Source organism: Microvirga guangxiensis, assembly GCF_900102135.1.
Classification (GTDB): domain Bacteria; phylum Pseudomonadota; class Alphaproteobacteria; order Rhizobiales; family Beijerinckiaceae; genus Microvirga; species Microvirga guangxiensis.
Window position 1 is genome coordinate 39,056 of sequence record NZ_FMVJ01000007.1, and the last position, 16,129, is coordinate 55,184.

14 protein-coding genes are annotated in these 16,129 nt (G+C 62.9%); 5 read left to right on the forward strand and 9 right to left on the reverse strand.

What is annotated here, in order from left to right; genetic code table 11:
• Positions 1–417, reverse strand: coding sequence for a PilZ domain-containing protein (locus BLP10_RS13100; protein ID WP_091135183.1), 417 nt, complete (start codon positions 415–417; stop codon positions 1–3).
• Between the two features lie 139 nt (positions 418–556).
• On the opposite strand from BLP10_RS13100, the gene BLP10_RS13105 reads away from it, so the two are divergent.
• Positions 557–967 (forward strand): OsmC family protein, encoded by a 411-nt coding sequence (locus BLP10_RS13105; RefSeq protein ID WP_091135185.1) that lies wholly within the window; start codon positions 557–559, stop codon positions 965–967.
• Between the two features lie 2 nt (positions 968–969).
• Here the strand turns inward: BLP10_RS13105 and mgrA are convergent, their stop codons facing one another.
• The gene (gene mgrA / locus BLP10_RS13110; protein WP_091135187.1) at positions 970–2,019 is read right to left on the reverse strand and encodes an L-glyceraldehyde 3-phosphate reductase; all 1,050 of its coding nucleotides are present in this window, start codon (positions 2,017–2,019) and stop codon (positions 970–972) included.
• A gap of 177 nt (positions 2,020–2,196) precedes the next feature.
• On the opposite strand from mgrA, the gene BLP10_RS13115 reads away from it, so the two are divergent.
• Positions 2,197–4,689, forward strand: a complete 2,493-nt coding sequence (locus tag BLP10_RS13115; RefSeq protein WP_091135189.1) for a glucose/quinate/shikimate family membrane-bound PQQ-dependent dehydrogenase — start codon at positions 2,197–2,199, stop codon at positions 4,687–4,689.
• Positions 4,690–4,736: 47 nt separating this feature from the next.
• Here the strand turns inward: BLP10_RS13115 and BLP10_RS13120 are convergent, their stop codons facing one another.
• The 3 genes from BLP10_RS13120 to BLP10_RS13130 form a co-directional block, all read right to left on the reverse strand.
• On the reverse strand, positions 4,737–5,777 hold the full coding sequence (locus BLP10_RS13120) for a zinc-dependent alcohol dehydrogenase family protein (RefSeq protein WP_091135191.1): 1,041 nt from the start codon (positions 5,775–5,777) through the stop codon (positions 4,737–4,739).
• Positions 5,778–5,879: 102 nt separating this feature from the next.
• A complete protein-coding gene (gene rsmD / locus BLP10_RS13125) occupies positions 5,880–6,437 on the reverse strand; it encodes a 16S rRNA (guanine(966)-N(2))-methyltransferase RsmD (protein ID WP_091135193.1) in 558 nt (185 codons plus the stop codon).
• Positions 6,438–6,450: 13 nt separating this feature from the next.
• Positions 6,451–8,454, reverse strand: coding sequence for a pseudouridine synthase (locus BLP10_RS13130; protein ID WP_091135195.1), 2,004 nt, complete (start codon positions 8,452–8,454; stop codon positions 6,451–6,453).
• Positions 8,455–8,494: 40 nt separating this feature from the next.
• Between BLP10_RS13130 and BLP10_RS13135 the strand changes: the two genes are divergently transcribed.
• Positions 8,495–8,983: a nucleoside deaminase gene (locus tag BLP10_RS13135; protein ID WP_091135198.1), complete on the forward strand. Its 489-nt coding sequence runs from the start codon at positions 8,495–8,497 to the stop codon at positions 8,981–8,983.
• A 63-nt stretch (positions 8,984–9,046) separates the two neighbouring features.
• On the opposite strand, the gene BLP10_RS13140 is transcribed toward BLP10_RS13135, so the two are convergent.
• The 4 genes from BLP10_RS13140 to purD form a co-directional block, all read right to left on the reverse strand.
• Positions 9,047–10,027, reverse strand: a complete 981-nt coding sequence (locus BLP10_RS13140) for a YsnF/AvaK domain-containing protein (protein WP_091135200.1) — start codon at positions 10,025–10,027, stop codon at positions 9,047–9,049.
• A 170-nt stretch (positions 10,028–10,197) separates the two neighbouring features.
• Positions 10,198–10,632: a YsnF/AvaK domain-containing protein gene (locus BLP10_RS13145; protein WP_091135543.1), complete on the reverse strand. Its 435-nt coding sequence runs from the start codon at positions 10,630–10,632 to the stop codon at positions 10,198–10,200.
• A 147-nt stretch (positions 10,633–10,779) separates the two neighbouring features.
• The gene (locus BLP10_RS13150; protein ID WP_091135202.1) at positions 10,780–11,685 is read right to left on the reverse strand and encodes an alpha/beta fold hydrolase; all 906 of its coding nucleotides are present in this window, start codon (positions 11,683–11,685) and stop codon (positions 10,780–10,782) included.
• Between the two features lie 62 nt (positions 11,686–11,747).
• Positions 11,748–13,025, reverse strand: coding sequence for a phosphoribosylamine--glycine ligase (purD, locus tag BLP10_RS13155; RefSeq protein WP_091135205.1), 1,278 nt, complete (start codon positions 13,023–13,025; stop codon positions 11,748–11,750).
• Positions 13,026–13,451: 426 nt separating this feature from the next.
• On the opposite strand from purD, the gene BLP10_RS13160 reads away from it, so the two are divergent.
• Positions 13,452–14,381 (forward strand): LysR substrate-binding domain-containing protein, encoded by a 930-nt coding sequence (locus BLP10_RS13160; protein ID WP_091135208.1) that lies wholly within the window; start codon positions 13,452–13,454, stop codon positions 14,379–14,381.
• 124 nt (positions 14,382–14,505) lie between these two features.
• On the forward strand, positions 14,506–16,080 hold the full coding sequence (gene xseA, locus BLP10_RS13165) for an exodeoxyribonuclease VII large subunit (protein ID WP_091135210.1): 1,575 nt from the start codon (positions 14,506–14,508) through the stop codon (positions 16,078–16,080).
• The last annotated feature ends 49 nt before the right edge of the window (positions 16,081–16,129 follow it).

Sequence of the window (16,129 nt, forward strand, 5' to 3'; positions counted from 1 at the left end):
TCAGGCCGAGCCTTTCAGAACGAGAATGCGCGAATCCGGCTTCTCATCGCGCTCCAGTTCGACCCGCAATTTTTCATATTCGTCCTGAAACGAAGTGCGATCCTGATCGATGCGGTTCAGGAGAGCACGCGTTTGTCCTGGGTTCTCCGTTGAACGGGTGAACGAGACGCCGAGGGAACCCTGTTGGCGCCAGCACATATGTGCGCGATGGACCTGCAGCTCGTGGGCTGCGATGAAAAGCTCGAAGCTCTCAGGCACGGTCATCTGGTGTTCTAGAGCGATCCTTGCGCCGCCTGCCGATATATCCTCGATTCTGCAGGAGATCATGGAATCGGGACCGAGCACGATCTTGGCCAGATGCTGGGTACGAAAGCGCTTGGCTTGCCTACGATTGGCAATCTGGTCGCAAGAACTCATGGACCTGACCCACTGATGATTAACGCCGCACTCGCGTCTTAACCTTACGTTAACTATGCGCTCAAGTACTACGAACGGCTAATCCAGAAGAGATGTGGGAAGATGGCTGAGGATAAGTAGTCTTCCCGGGAGGTTTTTCATGACGACGATGGCCATCAGACTACGCGGCATACCGGACACGGAGGCTTCCATCGGATGGGCGGGTGGCCATTCCGTCGTCGTCGATCGCCCTGAAGGCAAGGCCGGGGGCATGGGGCTCGGCTTCAACGGCGGCCAGTTGCTGGGATTGGCGATCGGCGGCTGCTTCTGCAACGATCTCTATTATGTGGCGCACGAGATGGGCATCGCGCTGACCCATGTCGCTGTGGACGTCAGAGTGACCTTTGACGGCGATCCCCTTCGCGCGACAGACGCCACAGTCGAGATCGCAGTCGAATCCGCCGACAAGGAGGCGAGGCTCGACGAACTCATCAGAAAAGCGAAGGAAACCTCGACCGTGAGCAACTCGATTGCTCGCGGCATACCTGTCAGCGTCGCATCTCGCCTGTAGAGCTATTTCCCGCGTGACGGGCCTTCCCGTTCTGCCGATTGAGCCCAGATGTTCAGGTTGCCTTCCATTGCATAACTGTCGATCTCGGCAAGTTCCTCTGCGGTGAACGAGAGGTTCTTGAGAGCGCCGACGCAATCCACGACCTGCTCGGGTCTGCTGGCGCCAATGAGGGCCGACGTCACGCGCCCGCCGCGCAGCACCCAGGCCAGTGCCATCTGCGCGAGCGTCTGCCCGCGCCGCTCCGCGATCGCATTGAGGTTGCGGATGCGTGAGAGGTTCTCGTCGTTCAGGAAGCTCGTTCTGAGAGACTTGCTGGCAGCTGCACGGCTCTCTTCGGGAATGCCGTTGAGATACTTCGTGGTCAGCATGCCCTGCGCCAATGGCGAGAACACGATGGAGCCCAAGCCTAGATCGTCGAGCGTATCCAGCAGGCCATCCTCCTCGACCCAGCGATTGAGCATGGAATAGCTCGGCTGGTGGATGATGCAGGGTGTCTTGAGCTCGCGCAGAATGGCAAGTGCTTCGCGCGTGCGACGGCTGTTGTAGGAGGAGAGGCCGACATACAGCGCCTTGCCCTGACGCACGGCGGAATCGAGCGCCATCATGGTCTCTTCCAGCGGCGTCTCCGGATCGAAGCGATGTGAATAGAAGATGTCGACATAATCGACGCCCATGCGCTTGAGACTCTGGTCGAGGCTCGACAGAAGATACTTGCGGCTGCCCCATTCGCCATAAGGTCCGGGCCACATGCGATAGCCCGCCTTGGTAGAGATCACGAGTTCATCGCGTAGTCCATGAAACTCGGAACGCAGGATCTCGCCGAACAAGGTTTCCGCCGAGCCGGGAGGAGGGCCGTAATTGTTGGCGAGATCGAAATGCGTGATGCCCAGGTCGAAGGCCGTGCGGCAGATCTCGCGCGCGGTGGCCGCCGATTTATCCTCGCCGAAATTGTGCCAAAGCCCCATGGAGATCGCAGGCAGCTTCAACCCGCTTCGTCCACAGCGGTTGTAGATCATCTCGTCATAACGATGAGGGGCGGGCTGATAGGCCATGGCGTTCTCCGGGAATGCACTGCACGGCAGGCTGGCACACGGGACATAGCTGTGTCGAGGCAGAACCAAATCCAGGTCCGAGGACGGCTCAGATCTTGAAGATAAGCTTGGCTACAAGTGAACAATTCCTATGAGCCAGCGTTAGCGGAGACCCGATAGGCCTGTCGGAGGACCGTCATGCACAAGTTGTCGTGGAGCCCTGTTCTGCTTGGAACGGGTATTATTATCGCACTCCTGGGGCTGGCATTGGGAGCGGGCGGCCTTTGGCTGATCACCTTGGGCGGCTCCTGGTACTATCTCCTCGCAGGCTTGGGCTTCCTGCTAACAGCCTATTTGCTTGTCACCGCGCAGCCTGCTGCCCTTTGGGTCTATGCAATTGTCGTCGCAAGCACCCTGATCTGGGCGCTGTGGGAGGTCGGCCTCGACTGGTGGCCTCTCGGCGCGAGAGGCGGCTTGGTGTTCCTGATCGGCTTTTTTCTCCTGTTGCCCTGGGTCAGGCGCGCATTGAGAGCAGGGCCTCAAAATGCCGCCGAGCGCTCCATTCCGCCGCGCATCTCCGCTTTTAGCGGTGCAGGGTTGCCCTTGAGCTCAATCCTCGGCGTCTCGCTCGTAGTGGCGATTGCGTCTTGGTTTACGGACCCTCGCACGATCGAGGGCACCGCACCCGATGCGCGTGCGCAGGTTCCCTCCGATGCACTCGGCGTTCCTCCCGATGAATGGCACGCATATGGGCGAACAGGTTACGGCCAACGCTATTCACCGTTGAACCAGATCACGCCGGCCAATGTAGCCAATCTCGAAGTCGCCTGGACCTACCGCACCGGCGACATTCCCAGATCGAAGCCAAGCGACCCGGTGGAGACGACCTTCCAAGTCACGCCGCTGAAGATTGGCAACCGGCTTTTCCTCTGCACACCTTATCAGAATGTGATCGCGCTCGATGCCACCACCGGACAGCAGATCTGGCGCTACGAGCCGAAAGTGCGCGGAGAACTTGCGCTCCAGCATCTGACCTGCCGTGGCGTTTCCTATTATCCTGGAAACGGCGCCACCGCGCCGGCCACCCCAACGGCTCCCCAAGAGGCGCAGGCTCAGCCTGTTCCCGACCTGCCTGTGGCCGCCGCATCGAGCGCGCAGACGGTGCCGGAATGCAACGCGAAACTCTTCATGCCTACGGCCGATGGACGCCTGATCGCCATCAATCCTGACAACGGTGCCGTGTGCGCGAATTTCGGCGGCGGCACAGGACAGATCAACCTGTGGCGCAACATGCCGAACGTGAACCCCGGCGCTTACTACTCCACGTCGCCGCCTGTCGTCGCGCGCGGTCTCATCATCGTCGGGGGAACGGTGCTCGACAATGTCTCGACCAGTGAGCAATCGGGCGTCATCCGTGCCTTTGACGTGAACACCGGTGCGCTCGTGTGGAACTGGGATTCCGGAAGGCCCGATGTCACCACGCCGATTGCGCCGAATGAAACCTATGTGCCGAACTCGCCGAACAGCTGGTCCATTTCCAGCGTCGATGAAGAACTCGGCATGATTTATATTCCGCTCGGCAATCAGCCGCCCGATCAGTGGGGTGGCAACCGCAGCGAGAACGTGGACCGCTTCTCGTCGTCCGTCGTTGCGCTCGACATTGCAACGGGGCAGCTGCGCTGGGTCTTCCAGACTGTGCACCATGATCTATGGGATTACGACGTTCCCTCGCAGCCGAGCCTGATCAACCTGACTGTCAATGGACAGGATGTTCCCGCGCTCGTGCAGCCGACGAAGCAGGGCGAGATTTACGTGCTCGACCGGCGCACCGGTCAGCCCGTACTGCCTGTCACCGAAAAGCCTGTGCCGCAGGGTGCCGCGCCGGGAGACAGGGTAACGCCGACACAGCCGGTTTCCGCCCTGTCTTACGATCCCCCGCCACTGAAAGAGAGCGACATGTGGGGCGCGACGCTGCTCGATCAGCTCGCCTGCCGCATCATGTTCAAGCAGTTGCGTTATGAGGGGCGCTATACGCCGCCATCCTTACAGGGCACGCTGGTCTATCCCGGCAATTTCGGTGTCTTCAACTGGGGAAGCATCGCAGTCGATCCGCAGCGTCAGATCGCATTCACGACACCGACTTATCTCGCCTTCGTCTCCCAGCTCATTCCGCGCCAGGATGACAAGACGCTTTATGTGCAGGGCGAAGAGCGGCCCGAGGGCAGCCTGCCTGCGCTCAACGAGAACTTCGGTGCGCCTTTCGCCGTGAAGCTCTATGCCTTCACGTCTCCAATCGGCATTCCATGCCAGGCTCCGCCCTGGGGCTATGTGGCCGCCGCAGATCTCACCACAGGCAAAACCATCTGGCAGCACAAGAACGGCACGACACGCGATGCATCGCCCGTTCCACTGCCCCTGCCTCTCGGCGTGCCCAATCTCGGCGGGCCGATCATGACCGCTGGCGGCGTCGCCTTCCTCTCCAGCACGATAGATTACTATGTGCGCGCCTATGACGTGACGAATGGCCAGCAGCTATGGGAGGACCGGCTCCCCGCAGGCGGCCAATCAACGCCGATGACCTATACGGGCGAGGACGGGAGACAATATCTGCTCGTCGTGGCAGGGGGACATGGCTCGCTTGGCACGAAGACGGGCGATTACGTGATCGCCTACGTGCTGCCGAGACGATAGCCTAGAGCATGCCGGCGCGGCTCTCGCTGAACCACGCCGGCATGGTTTCAGAATTGCGTGATCACGCTGATGCCGAGGCTCTCGAAACTGTCCATGTTCATGAGGGCGGCGGGAGCGTCCTCAAGGCTGATCCTCTTGCCGACGAGCTTCTCGGGCGTAAGCTTTCCGGTCTCAATCATGTTCATCATGGCCTGATAGCGGAACGCCTGCATGCCGTGGCTGCCGAGAATTTCGAGCTCCCATCCGATCACCCGATCCATCGGGATCTGCGGCCTCGAGTGATCGCCGAGCATAAGGCCGACCTGTACGTGACGTCCGCGGCGGCGAAGGTTTGCAATCGAATTGAAGCAGGTGACAGGGCTTCCGAGCGCATCGATGGACACATGCGCGCCGCCCTTCGTGATCTCGCGCACAGCCTCGACCACATCCGCGACCTCGCGCGCATTGATCGTGGCCACCGCGCCCATCTGCCTGGCGAAGGCCAGCTTCTCCTCCGTGAGATCAATGGCGACAACATTCGCGCCCATGGATGCAGCAATCATGATGGCCGACAATCCGACGCCGCCGCAGCCATGCACGGCCACCCAGTCTCCAGGCCCCACGCGTCCCTGATCGACGATGGCGCGGAACGACGTGACAAAGCGGCAGCCGAGGCTCGCAGCCGTCTCGAAATCGAGGCTCTCAGGGAGCGCGACGAGATTCGTGTCCGCGTAATCGACAGCCACGTATTCCGCGAACGAGCCCCAGGCCGTGAAGCCCGGCTGGAACTGCTGCTCACAGACCTGATGATTGCCGGAATTGCACTCATGGCAATGCCCACATCCGCCGACGAAAGGCACCGTGACTCGGTCGCCCTTCTTCCAACGTGTGACTTGTTTGCCGGTAGCAAGAACAGTGCCTGCCAATTCATGTCCCGGCACATGCGGCAGCACCACATCCGGATCATGCCCCATCCATCCGTGCCAATCGCTCCGGCACAATCCCGTCGCCTCCACCTTGATCACTACACCATCCGTGGACGGCGTCGGATCCGGCACGTTCTGCACGCGAGGCGGCTGACCGAATTGCTCGAAGAGAACGGCTTTCATGACGGGCCTTTCATGCAGGAGGGAACAGGAAAGGGCGGTATAGCGGGAGGGTGACGCTGGGGCAAATGCGGCTTTGATAGGAATTAGGTTTGCCGCGAATGGTTATGCCCTATAGCGCCCGAACACCACCTTCGTCTCTCCGTAATCCCGCCGCTCGATCTCTTCGAAACCTTCCGGCAGCGTCACTTCTACGCCCTGCGCTTCCTCAACGATCACGAGCGCATCGGGCGTGAGCCAGCCGCCTGCCGCGCAGGAGCGCAGGGCCTTAGGCGCGAGGTCCTTGCCGTAGGGTGGATCGCAGAACACGACGGAGAAGGGGGCGTTGGGGGCGGCTTCGCCCATCTTGGTGGCGTCGCGGCGGAAGAGGCGGGTGGCGCCGCCTGCGCCAAGGGCTTCCACGTTCTCGCGGATGATGCCGCGCGCCTGCGCGCCGTCGTCGACGAAGAGCGCGAAGGCGGCGCCGCGCGACAATGCTTCGAGGCCAAGCGCGCCGGTCCCGGCGAACAGGTCGAGCACGCGCGCGCCCTCAATGGGATCGTCGTAGCCGTGTTGCAGAATGTTGAAGAGCGTCTCGCGCAGGCGGTCCGATGTCGGGCGGATGGCGTCCGAGTTCGGCCCCTTGAGCGAGCGGCCGCGCCAGCGCCCGCCCACAATTCTCATCGTTTAGTCCTCATCAACGGCGGCCGCGCGGGCCGCCTTTGGAGCCGCCCTTCGAACCGCCTTTGAAGCCGCCCTTAGATCCACCGCGGGGGCCTCCCTTGAAGCCACCGCCGCCACCACGCGGCCCGCCGCGCGAAGGTCCGTCGCCCCGCGGGGGACCACGGCGCGGACGCTCATCGCCCCCCTCGCTGCGAGCGCGGAAGGGACGATCTCCTTGGCGAGCGCGCGGGCGGTCCTCTCCGCCTTCGCGCGAACGGAAGGGCCGGTCGCCTGCCGGGCGGCGCGGACGCTCGCCTTCGTCACGACGGGGGCGGCCTTCGCCGCCTTCACGGCCACGACGGGCGGGCGCTGCATCGCGGTCGTCGCGGCGGCGCGGACGATCATCGCCGAAGCCACGTCCCCTGCGCGGCGCAGGAGCCTCTTCCTCTTGCGGCTGGCGCACGAGGCGCTCCACCACGACCTTGCGGCCTTCAGACGAAGAGATTGCGCCGATGCGCTCGCGTTTGCGCTCGGCAGTTGCAGCGCGCGCCTCGCGCGGGTCTGCACCACGACGCGGAACTTTCTTGCGCGGAGCATCCTCGTCGGTTTCACCTGCGCGCCACACGCTCTTCTTCACGTCGAGACGCGAAGGACGCTTCTTCGGCTCTTCCTCATCGCGCTCGAAACGATCCTTGCCGAAACGTTCCTGGCCCCGCGCACGAAACGGCTTGTCGTCGCCGCCGCGCGAGCGCGGACGCTCATCGCGATCACGGCTGAAGCGGGCAGGGCGCTCCTCGCGATCGTCACGATCCTTCTTCGACGAGCCGAAAGGCGCGATGGGCTCGCGCACGGGGCTCTCGAAGTCGACGCCCGCTTCGGAAGCCAGGGCTGCGCCAAGCTGATCCTTCAGGATCTTCGTCTTCACTTCCTCGGCGAGGCCCTGCTCGAGATCGCCGAGCTGGAACGGGCCGAAGGACATGCGGATCAGGCGGTTCACCTGCATGCCGAGATGTTCGAGAATGCGCTTGATCTCGCGGTTCTTGCCTTCGCGCAGGCCCATCGTGATCCACACGTTGTCGCCCTGCACCCGGTCGAGCCGGGCTTCGACGGGACCGTATTCGATGCCGTCGATGGTGATGCCGTTGCGAAGCCCGTCGAGATCGGCCTGCGTGATGTCGCCATGCGCGCGGACCTTGTAGCGCCGCAGCCAGCCCGTATCGGGATGGGCGATCACGCGTGCGAGGCCGCCGTCATTGGTAAGCAGCAGCAGGCCTTCCGTGTTGATGTCGAGCCGGCCCACCGCCACCACACGGGGCAGATCCTCGGGCAGGTTCTCGAATACCGTCGGGCGGCCTTCCGGATCGCGGGCCGTGGTCACGAGACCGCGCGGCTTGTGGTAAAGCCACAGGCGCGTACGCTCCTTGGTAGGCAGAGGTTCGCCATCCACCGCAATGCTGTCGGCAGCCGTCACGTTGATGGCGGGGCTCTCGAGAACCTTGCCGTTGAGGGTCACACGGCCTTCCGCGATCATCGCCTCCACATCGCGACGGGAAGCGACGCCCGCGCGGGCGATGACCTTGGCAATGCGCTCCTCCGTCGGCTCCTGAGGAGTTACAACGGCGGCCTCGGGGCGCTCCTCGCGCGAACGGTCCTCGGCGGAACGGTCGAGGCGGCGGGGCCGCTCATCGCCGCCGCGGCCACGGAACGGCCTGTCACCGTCCTCGCGACGCGGGCGGAACGGCTTGTCGCCTCGTTCGGAACGCTCACGGAAGGGGCGGTCCCCATCCTCGCGGCGGGCACGGAACGGCTTGTCACCCTCGGGCCTGGGGCGGCGGGGACGCTCATCGTTGTCCCGGCTGCGGAAAGGCTTGTCACCCGCGGCGCGCGGCTTGCGGGGGCGGTCGTCATCTCCCCGGGCGCGGAAGGGGCGCTCGCCGCCTTCGCGGGATTTGCGGAAGGGCCGGTCACCGGAGGTGCGGCCACGGTCGGAGCGTCCCGAGGAACGGCCCTTGCGATTATCGTCGTTGCTGTCGGTCATAGGAGCCTGATAGCAGAGGAAGGGAACAGAAGCGAGTGACATGAACAACGCCGACCACAATCCATCCGATCCGGCTAAGGTGGATCCCAATCTGGATCCCATGAGCGTGGCCTTCGAGGAAGCCCGTGCCGCAGCGGCGCGGGGGGAGGTGCCGGTCGGGGCCGTGATCGTGAAGGATGGCCGCATCGTCGCCAGCGCCGGCAACCGCCCCCGGGAGTTCCGCGACCCATCTGCCCATGCGGAAATGCTGGCCATCCGCCGCGCCTGCGAGGCGCTGGACGACGAGCGGCTCCCCGGCTGCGACCTCTATGTGACGCTCGAGCCCTGCACCATGTGCGCGGGCGCGATCTCGTTTGCCCGCATCAGGCGGGTTTATTATGCCGCCCACGATCCGAAGGGCGGGGCAGTGGACAATGGAGTGCGCTTCTTCGATCAGCCCACCTGCCACCATGCGCCGGAGGTCTATGGCGGCATCCGTGAGAGCGAAGCGGCGGCCCTGCTGAAGGACTTCTTCGAAGGCAAGCGTTGAGAACATTGCATGAGCTGCCCGGAGCAGATCGCTCCGGGCAGGCTGCACTCAGATGGCGAGATTTTAGCGCTCGGTGTCGGTCGTGCCCGTTTTGGAGATGGGGGTCCTGCGCTCGTCATCTACTTCGACTTCGGTCTTGCGCACCGTATCGGAGACCGTCTCGGTCCGCTGGTCGACGTCCTTGCGCACGACGACTTCCTCGACGACGCGGGCTTCCTTGTTGACCACAGCCTCTTCGGCGCGCTCCTCCATCTCGATGGTGCGTTCGCGGAAGAGATCGTTGCTGTCACCGACAGTTCCGGCACGCATGCTGCCTTCGACCGGGCGGCGCTCGACTTGGACATGCTCCTCGCGGAGGGTGACCTGCTCCTGCACCGGGCGCTCGACAACATGAGACCGAATGCGAACGCGGCCGTGGCCAACTTCGCGCTTGCCGACGTGCAACTCTTCCTCTGCGACCGGGATCACTTCGTCACCGGTCTGCCGACGAGAGGCCTGCAGGTCATCATCGGCATACATGCGGTCCGATGAGGACAGTTCGCTGTCGGTTTGCAGGCTGTCGCGTGCGCGCATGCTGCCGTCGCCCGTCAGACCGGCTCTGCCTAGCATGCCTGCCGAGGTCGTGGGGCTGGCGCCGAGATCCGCAACGCCAGAACCGTATCCGCTCCAGCCTTCAGATCTCCAGGCATCCTGCCGCTCATCGATATCGAGGACATTGTCGTTGTCCAGAATGTCGACCACGCGATCGACTTCATCGTCCTCGCAACGGACGGCGACCAGTGCATGGCCACGGCGCACACCTTCAGCATAGGCGTAGGCGTCATCGCTCGGCACTCCGTTGTCTCTCAGATAATGCTCGACCCGATCATTGTCCGAGGCGTCCCGATTTTCGTCAAAGCGGCCTGCTCCTTCCCAGAAGCGGTTGCTTCCGGTGTTGCTGAAGAGGCAGATGCTGCCCTGGGAGACACCGGCTTCTTCCAGCTGGCGGACAATGGAAGAGGCTTGAGCTTCGCTTTCGAAAAGGCAGGTCACAGTCTTGGCCATTGTTGAATCTCCAAACCGCCCATACGTGATGGCGCGGTCGTCAGATGTTTCACTCGTCTAGAAACAAAACTGTTGCCACGCTTCTGAAAGGACTGTCTGGCAACAGACTCACGCCGTACCAATTGCTGCTTGACGGCTTCGTTCCGCCCCAGCCGGGCATTCGATGGAATTCAGGTCTTTCTGCTCTTTTCGGCTTCGTCCGCGGGAACGCGCTCAACAACGGCGCGTTGTTTGCGTCGCTGAACTGGAAGCTCGACCTCTTCAGTGCTGGTGCGCTTGCGAATGTGCAATTCCTCCTTCAGGACAAGTCGTTTCTCCACCACGAGGACTTCTTCGAGGATCGGAACGATTGTCACGTCGGCTTCCGTACGGATGTCCGGGGCGCGATCGACGACACGATCGATGGGCACACGGGTTATCTCGACGGTTTCTTCGTCAAGCGAGGCCTTGGCAAATTCTTCCACGACATCGACAACGGTGCGGACACGAACTTTTCCAGTCGTGACCATGCGCTTGTCCAAGTGAAGTTCTTCCGCAATGAGAGGAATGTTCTCAGTGGAAGCGTCGTCTGGAGCCGATGACGTGTCTGAAGGAGAGTTAGGCATGAAGAGGAACCCCGGCTGCACTTGTGAACGTGCCGGTTGAGTGCGGGTTTCCTCGAGCGCAAGAGATAATGGCAGCGCAGGAAGCGAGGGAGCAGTCCGCGCGCTGCGGCAAGTCAGGGATGATTGGCTAAAGCGCTACGAATGGCTTTATCCCAGAAATGCTTGCAGGGCTTCCAGCGTCGCGCTCGGGTTTTCTTCCGCCACGAAATGGCCTGAGGTCACACCAGTGCCGCGCGCCTTGGGCGCAAAACTCTTGTGCCAGATCTCCAGGGGCTGCTTGCGGTCTCCGACAGGGCCGCTGACGAATTCGAAGTCGCTCCAGATCAGGTAAGTCGGGCATTGGATCGTCTTGCCAGCGGCCAGATCCGCCTCATCGGCTTCGATGTCGCGCGTTGCTCCAGCCCGGTAATCCTCGCAGAAGGCATGGATGCGCGTCGGCTCGTTGCAGCTCTGCCAGTAGGCCTCGAGAGCGCGGGGATCGAAGGCCTCGAGGTCGCCTGCTGCAGACCAGGCTTTCATCAGTCCCTCGAAATAGCGAATGGGATCTCGGACGATTTCCTCTTCCGGTTTCGGCGCAGGTTGCGAGAGATACCCCCAATGCGCTTCGGGAATATTGCCTGAGCGCATCTGCTCCCACACGTGATAGGTCGGCAGGATGTCGAGCAGGGCAAGGCGCTCGACGCGGCCTGGATGATCGAGGGCAAGGCGATAGCCTACGCGTGCGCCGCGGTCATGGCCTACCACCGCAAAGCGCACGTGGCCGAGAGCCTCCATCACGCGGATGACGTCCTGGCCCATGGCGCGTTTCGAATACGTTTCGTGCTTGGCATCGCCCTTCGGCGCTGTGGACCACCCATAGCCTCGCAGATCCATGCAAACGACCTTGTGCGTCTCTGCGAGCGTCGGTGCCAAGCGGTGCCACATGGCATGGGTTTGCGGAAATCCGTGCAGCAGCACCAATGGCGGACCGTCGCCCTTCGAGCGCGCGAAGATGCGCCCGATATCCGTATCGATCCAGTGGCTTTCGAATCCGGGAAAGAGGTCGCTGCTCATGGAGGGGCCGCTTAGTGGTTGCAGGAAGAGTACTTCTGAACCTAGGGGATTTGCGGCATTTGTCAGCCCCGCTCACGCTCCACTGCGCGCCATCCGATATCGCTGCGGCAGAAACCGTCCGGCCAGTCGATCCTGGCGACGGCCTCATAGGCCTTCGCCTGCGCATTCGTGATCGATTGGCCGAGCGCAGTGACGTTCAGCACACGTCCACCATTGGCGACGATCTTGTCGGAATCCTGCTTGGTGCCCGCCTGAAAGACGATAACGTCATCGAGAGCTTCCGCCTTTTCAATGCCGCGGATCTCGGAGCCTTTTTCAACCGACCCAGGATAACCTTTTGCTGCCATGACGACAGTGAGAGCGGCCTTGTCGGACCAGCTGAGCGAAACGCTGTTCAGTTTGCCCTCAGCGGCTGCAAGCAGCGCTTCGACGAGATCGGAATTCAGGCGCGGCAACAGCACCTGCGTTTCGGGGTCGCCGAGACGGGCGTTGTATTCGATCAGTTGCGGTCCGGCCTTGGTGAGCATGAGGCCGGCATAGAGAATGCCCTTGTAGGGCGTGCCGCGCGCGGCCATTCCCTTCAACGTGGGCTCGATGATCTCGAGCATCACACGCGCCTGCAATTGCGGTGTGAGAATTGCTGCCGGGGAATAAGCGCCCATGCCGCCGGTATTGGGGCCCTGGTCGCCATCGAAAACGCGCTTGTGGTCCTGCGCCGTGCCGAAGGGGATTGCATTGGCACCGTCGCACAACGCGAAGAAGCTCGCTTCCTCTCCTTCGAGAAAAGCCTCGATCACGACTTCGGCTCCGGCGGCGCCCAACCCGCCGCCGATCATCATGTCGATGGCGGCTTCTGCCTCCTCGAAGGACATGGCGACCACGACACCCTTGCCGGCGGCAAGGCCGTCCGCCTTCACCACGATGGGAACGCCGTAATTCCGCACATAAGTCTTTGCAGTCTCCGCATCCGTAAAGCGCCGGTAGGCTGCGGTTGGAATATTGAACTCGGCGCAGAGGTCCTTGGTGAAGGCCTTCGAGCCTTCGAGCTGGGCAGCGGCCTTGCTGGGGCCGAAGGCCTTGATGCCAGCCGCCGTCAGATCGTCCACGAGACCGGCCACGAGGGGCGCTTCAGGGCCAACGACGACAAAGCCGATGGTCATCACCCGGCAGAAATCGATCACGGCCTGATGATCGGCTACGTTCAGGGCCACATTGGTGCCATGCTGCGCCGTGCCCGGATTGCCTGGAGCAATGAAAAGGCGCTGGCAGAGGGGGCTGGCTGACAGGGAGCGCGCCAGGGCATGCTCGCGGCCGCCCGAACCGATGAGAAGGATATTCATGGTTGTGAGCCCTTCGTGAGAACGTTCGGGCTCTTAGCCGCTCAGGGAACTTTCGCCTACCCCGAAAATGCGCAGGACGGTTTCTGATAGGGCTTCAGGGAAGCTGTCCAAGGAGCTCTGTCAAATCTCGGCAAGAATCTTCCTACGCCAGTCTAAGGGGTCCGCCTGCTGCTTCTTGCGAGGCCGCGCCGGTTGCTTGGCATGGAGAAGCCTGAGGCCCAGAGAATAGCCGAAGGCGCTCATTATCCCCATCGTCGCCAGGATCAGGACAAAAAAGCTATAGGTTCCGTTCAACATATGCAGGCCTAGGTTGTGGAGCGTCCGAGGTCGAGCCGATCAGCTCGCCCTTCTTTCAAATTCCTTTAGGGAAGCTCTTTCAACCTAGATTTCGTTGCGAACCATTAGCGGCCCTAATAGGGTCGCCCCATGCGCCGTAATATCCCCCTGGAAAGCCTCCGTATCTTTGAAGCCGCCGCGAGGAACCTGAGCTTCACCATGGCGGCCACGGAGCTGGGGCTCACGCAAGGGGCCGTGAGCCAGAGAATCCAGAATCTCGAGGCCAAGCTGAATACGGCTCTCTTCCGCCGGCTGCCCCGCACTCTCGCTCTGACGCATCAGGGAGAAATTCTGGCGCGTGCCGTCAGCCGGGGCTTGGAGGAGTTCGAGAGAGGCTTCGAGCAGCTCGAGCACGACAGGCAGGGAGACCAGTCCGTCCTTCGCCTGACAGTCACGAACTCCCTTGCGACCTGCTGGCTGCTGCCTCGGCTAGAGCGGATGACCGAGGAAAGCGGTTCCGTCCCCATCATGCTTCTCGTCGATGACCGAATGCTGGAACTCGGCACCGAGGCCGATCTTGGCCTTCGTTTCGGCAGCGGGCGTTATCCTGGCCTGAAAAGCATGCTCCTGAGCGAGGAGGCGGCATTCCCGGTTTGCAGCCCGGGCTTTCTGGCAGCGCATTCAGCGGCTCGCAGTTTCGGCGATCCTGAACGAGCCGGGGAGTGGGGCCGGCTTCCCTTGCTCGTCGACACAGTCGCCGAGAGGGACGGCAGCGGATGCGGATGGGCGGATTGGTTCTCTCATCATGGCTTCGCATGGCACGGTCGCTCTGCGGCCGCCTTCAACTACGCCCATCTGGCCTTGCAGGCTGCCGTGGAAGGGCACGGCATCGCTCTCGCTCCTCGAATCCTCGCAGCCGATGATCTTGCGAGCGGCAGGCTGGTTCGCATCGGCCAAGGCGCTGCCATGCCGGTGCGGTTTGCCTATTACCTCGTCAGCGCGGCGGAACTGCCCGCGCCCGAAAGGCGGGTTGCCTCCTGGCTCTCGCGGGAGATGAAGCTGGCCCAGGAAGCGGACTAGCTTGGGGCGTTCGGGCTCCTGCGGCGTTCAGGCAGTGGACAAAGAAAATTTCGCTGCGGATTGCCCACTCCGGTTCCACGCTCCGGCCTTGGCAGGGAGGGGGCGGAGCGATTAGGTTCTCCTCATGTTCGCAGAAAAAGCTCCCTCCAACGCCCACGAATGGTCGGTCTCGGATCTCGCGGGCGCTCTCAAGCGCACCCTTGAGGATGCCTTCGGTTTCGTGCGCCTCCGGGGCGAGGTGTCGGGCTACCGCGGGCCCCATTCCTCGGGCCATGCCTATTTCTGCATCAAGGACCAGAACGCCCGCATCGATGCAGTGATCTGGAAGGGGGCCTTCGCCAAACTCAAGATCCGCCCCGAGGAGGGGATGGAGGTCATCGCCACCGGGCGCATCACCACCTTTCCGGGTTCGTCCAAATACCAGATCGTCGTCGACAGCCTGGAGCCGGCCGGCATCGGCGCGCTCATGGCGCTCCTCGAGGAGCGACGCCGCAAGCTCACGGCCGAGGGCCTGTTCGCGGCCGAGCGCAAGCGCCGCCTGCCGTTCCTGCCGGGCGTGGTCGGCGTCGTCACTTCGCCCACGGGTGCCGTGATCCGCGATATCCTTCACCGGCTTGAGGACCGCTTCCCCCGCCACGTGCTGGTCTGGCCGGTGCGCGTGCAGGGCGAAACCAGCGCGGCGGAAGTCGCGGCCGCCATCAGGGGCTTCAATGCTCTTCAGCCTGGTGGAAAGATACCCCGTCCCGATGTGCTCATCGTCGCTCGCGGCGGCGGCTCCATCGAGGATCTGTGGGGATTCAACGAAGAGGTCGTGGTGCGCGCGGCCGCCGAGAGCGACATTCCTCTCGTCTCGGCGGTGGGACACGAAACCGATACCACGCTCATCGACTACGCCGCCGACATGCGCGCGCCGACGCCGACGGGCGCTGCCGAGATGGTGGTGCCGGTCCGTGTCGAGTTGATGGCCGGCGTCAACGATCTCTCCCGGCGTCATACGGAGACGATGCTGCGCCTCATCGAGCGCCGCCGCTCGGACCTGCGCGCCACGGCCCGTGCGCTGCCGACGCCGGAGGCATTGTTCTCGCCCAAGCGGCAACGGCTCGATCTTGCTGCGACGAGGCTCTATCCGGCACTGGCGCGCAATGCGCGCGGGCATGAGGAGCGCCTGCTCAAGGTCGCTCGCCAGCTCGCGCATGTCTCGCCGGTGGCAAACGTGGCACGGATGCGCGCCAAGCTCGATGCGGTGGGCTCGCGGCCCTACAACGCGGTGTGCCGCTTGGTGACACTGCGTGAAGAGACGCTGAAGCAGCTCGATCGTCGTCTCGTGGTATCCCGCGAGACGCTTTTGCGCGCGGAGCGCACGCGCCTTGCGCAATCGACCGAACTCACGCAGCGCGTGGCCGAGCGCCTGGTTCCGGCGTTGAAGGGGCAGCTTGCACGCAAGGCGGATCGACTCGAGGCCGTGTCGAAACTCTTCGACAGCCTGAACTACAAGTCGGTGCTCAAGCGCGGTTTCGCCCTCGTACGCGATGCGGATGGCCTGCCCCTGCGCTCGGCGGATGCCGTGCTCGACGGCCAGCCGCTCGTGCTCGAGTTCGCGGACGGCAAGGTCGATGCCACCGGCGGACGCATCGGCTCCCGGCCGAAGCCCGTAAAGCCCAAGCTCGTCGTGGTGGAAGAGCAGGGCGCATTATTCTGATCTCGCATTGAAAAAGCCGCCGCCTGCACCCTTATAAGGTGCATCCAGT

Coding starts and splice junctions, on each gene's coding strand:
- BLP10_RS13100 (WP_091135183.1), bottom strand. CDS start 417: ATGAGTTCTTGCGACCAGATTGCCAATCGTAGGCAAGCCAAGCGCTTT.
- BLP10_RS13105 (WP_091135185.1), top strand. CDS start 557: ATGACGACGATGGCCATCAGACTACGCGGCATACCGGACACGGAGGCT.
- mgrA (WP_091135187.1), bottom strand. CDS start 2,019: ATGGCCTATCAGCCCGCCCCTCATCGTTATGACGAGATGATCTACAAC.
- BLP10_RS13115 (WP_091135189.1), top strand. CDS start 2,197: ATGCACAAGTTGTCGTGGAGCCCTGTTCTGCTTGGAACGGGTATTATT.
- BLP10_RS13120 (WP_091135191.1), bottom strand. CDS start 5,777: ATGAAAGCCGTTCTCTTCGAGCAATTCGGTCAGCCGCCTCGCGTGCAG.
- rsmD (WP_091135193.1), bottom strand. CDS start 6,437: ATGAGAATTGTGGGCGGGCGCTGGCGCGGCCGCTCGCTCAAGGGGCCG.
- BLP10_RS13130 (WP_091135195.1), bottom strand. CDS start 8,454: ATGACCGACAGCAACGACGATAATCGCAAGGGCCGTTCCTCGGGACGC.
- BLP10_RS13135 (WP_091135198.1), top strand. CDS start 8,495: ATGAACAACGCCGACCACAATCCATCCGATCCGGCTAAGGTGGATCCC.
- BLP10_RS13140 (WP_091135200.1), bottom strand. CDS start 10,027: ATGGCCAAGACTGTGACCTGCCTTTTCGAAAGCGAAGCTCAAGCCTCT.
- BLP10_RS13145 (WP_091135543.1), bottom strand. CDS start 10,632: ATGCCTAACTCTCCTTCAGACACGTCATCGGCTCCAGACGACGCTTCC.
- BLP10_RS13150 (WP_091135202.1), bottom strand. CDS start 11,685: ATGAGCAGCGACCTCTTTCCCGGATTCGAAAGCCACTGGATCGATACG.
- purD (WP_091135205.1), bottom strand. CDS start 13,025: ATGAATATCCTTCTCATCGGTTCGGGCGGCCGCGAGCATGCCCTGGCG.
- BLP10_RS13160 (WP_091135208.1), top strand. CDS start 13,452: ATGCGCCGTAATATCCCCCTGGAAAGCCTCCGTATCTTTGAAGCCGCC.
- xseA (WP_091135210.1), top strand. CDS start 14,506: ATGTTCGCAGAAAAAGCTCCCTCCAACGCCCACGAATGGTCGGTCTCG.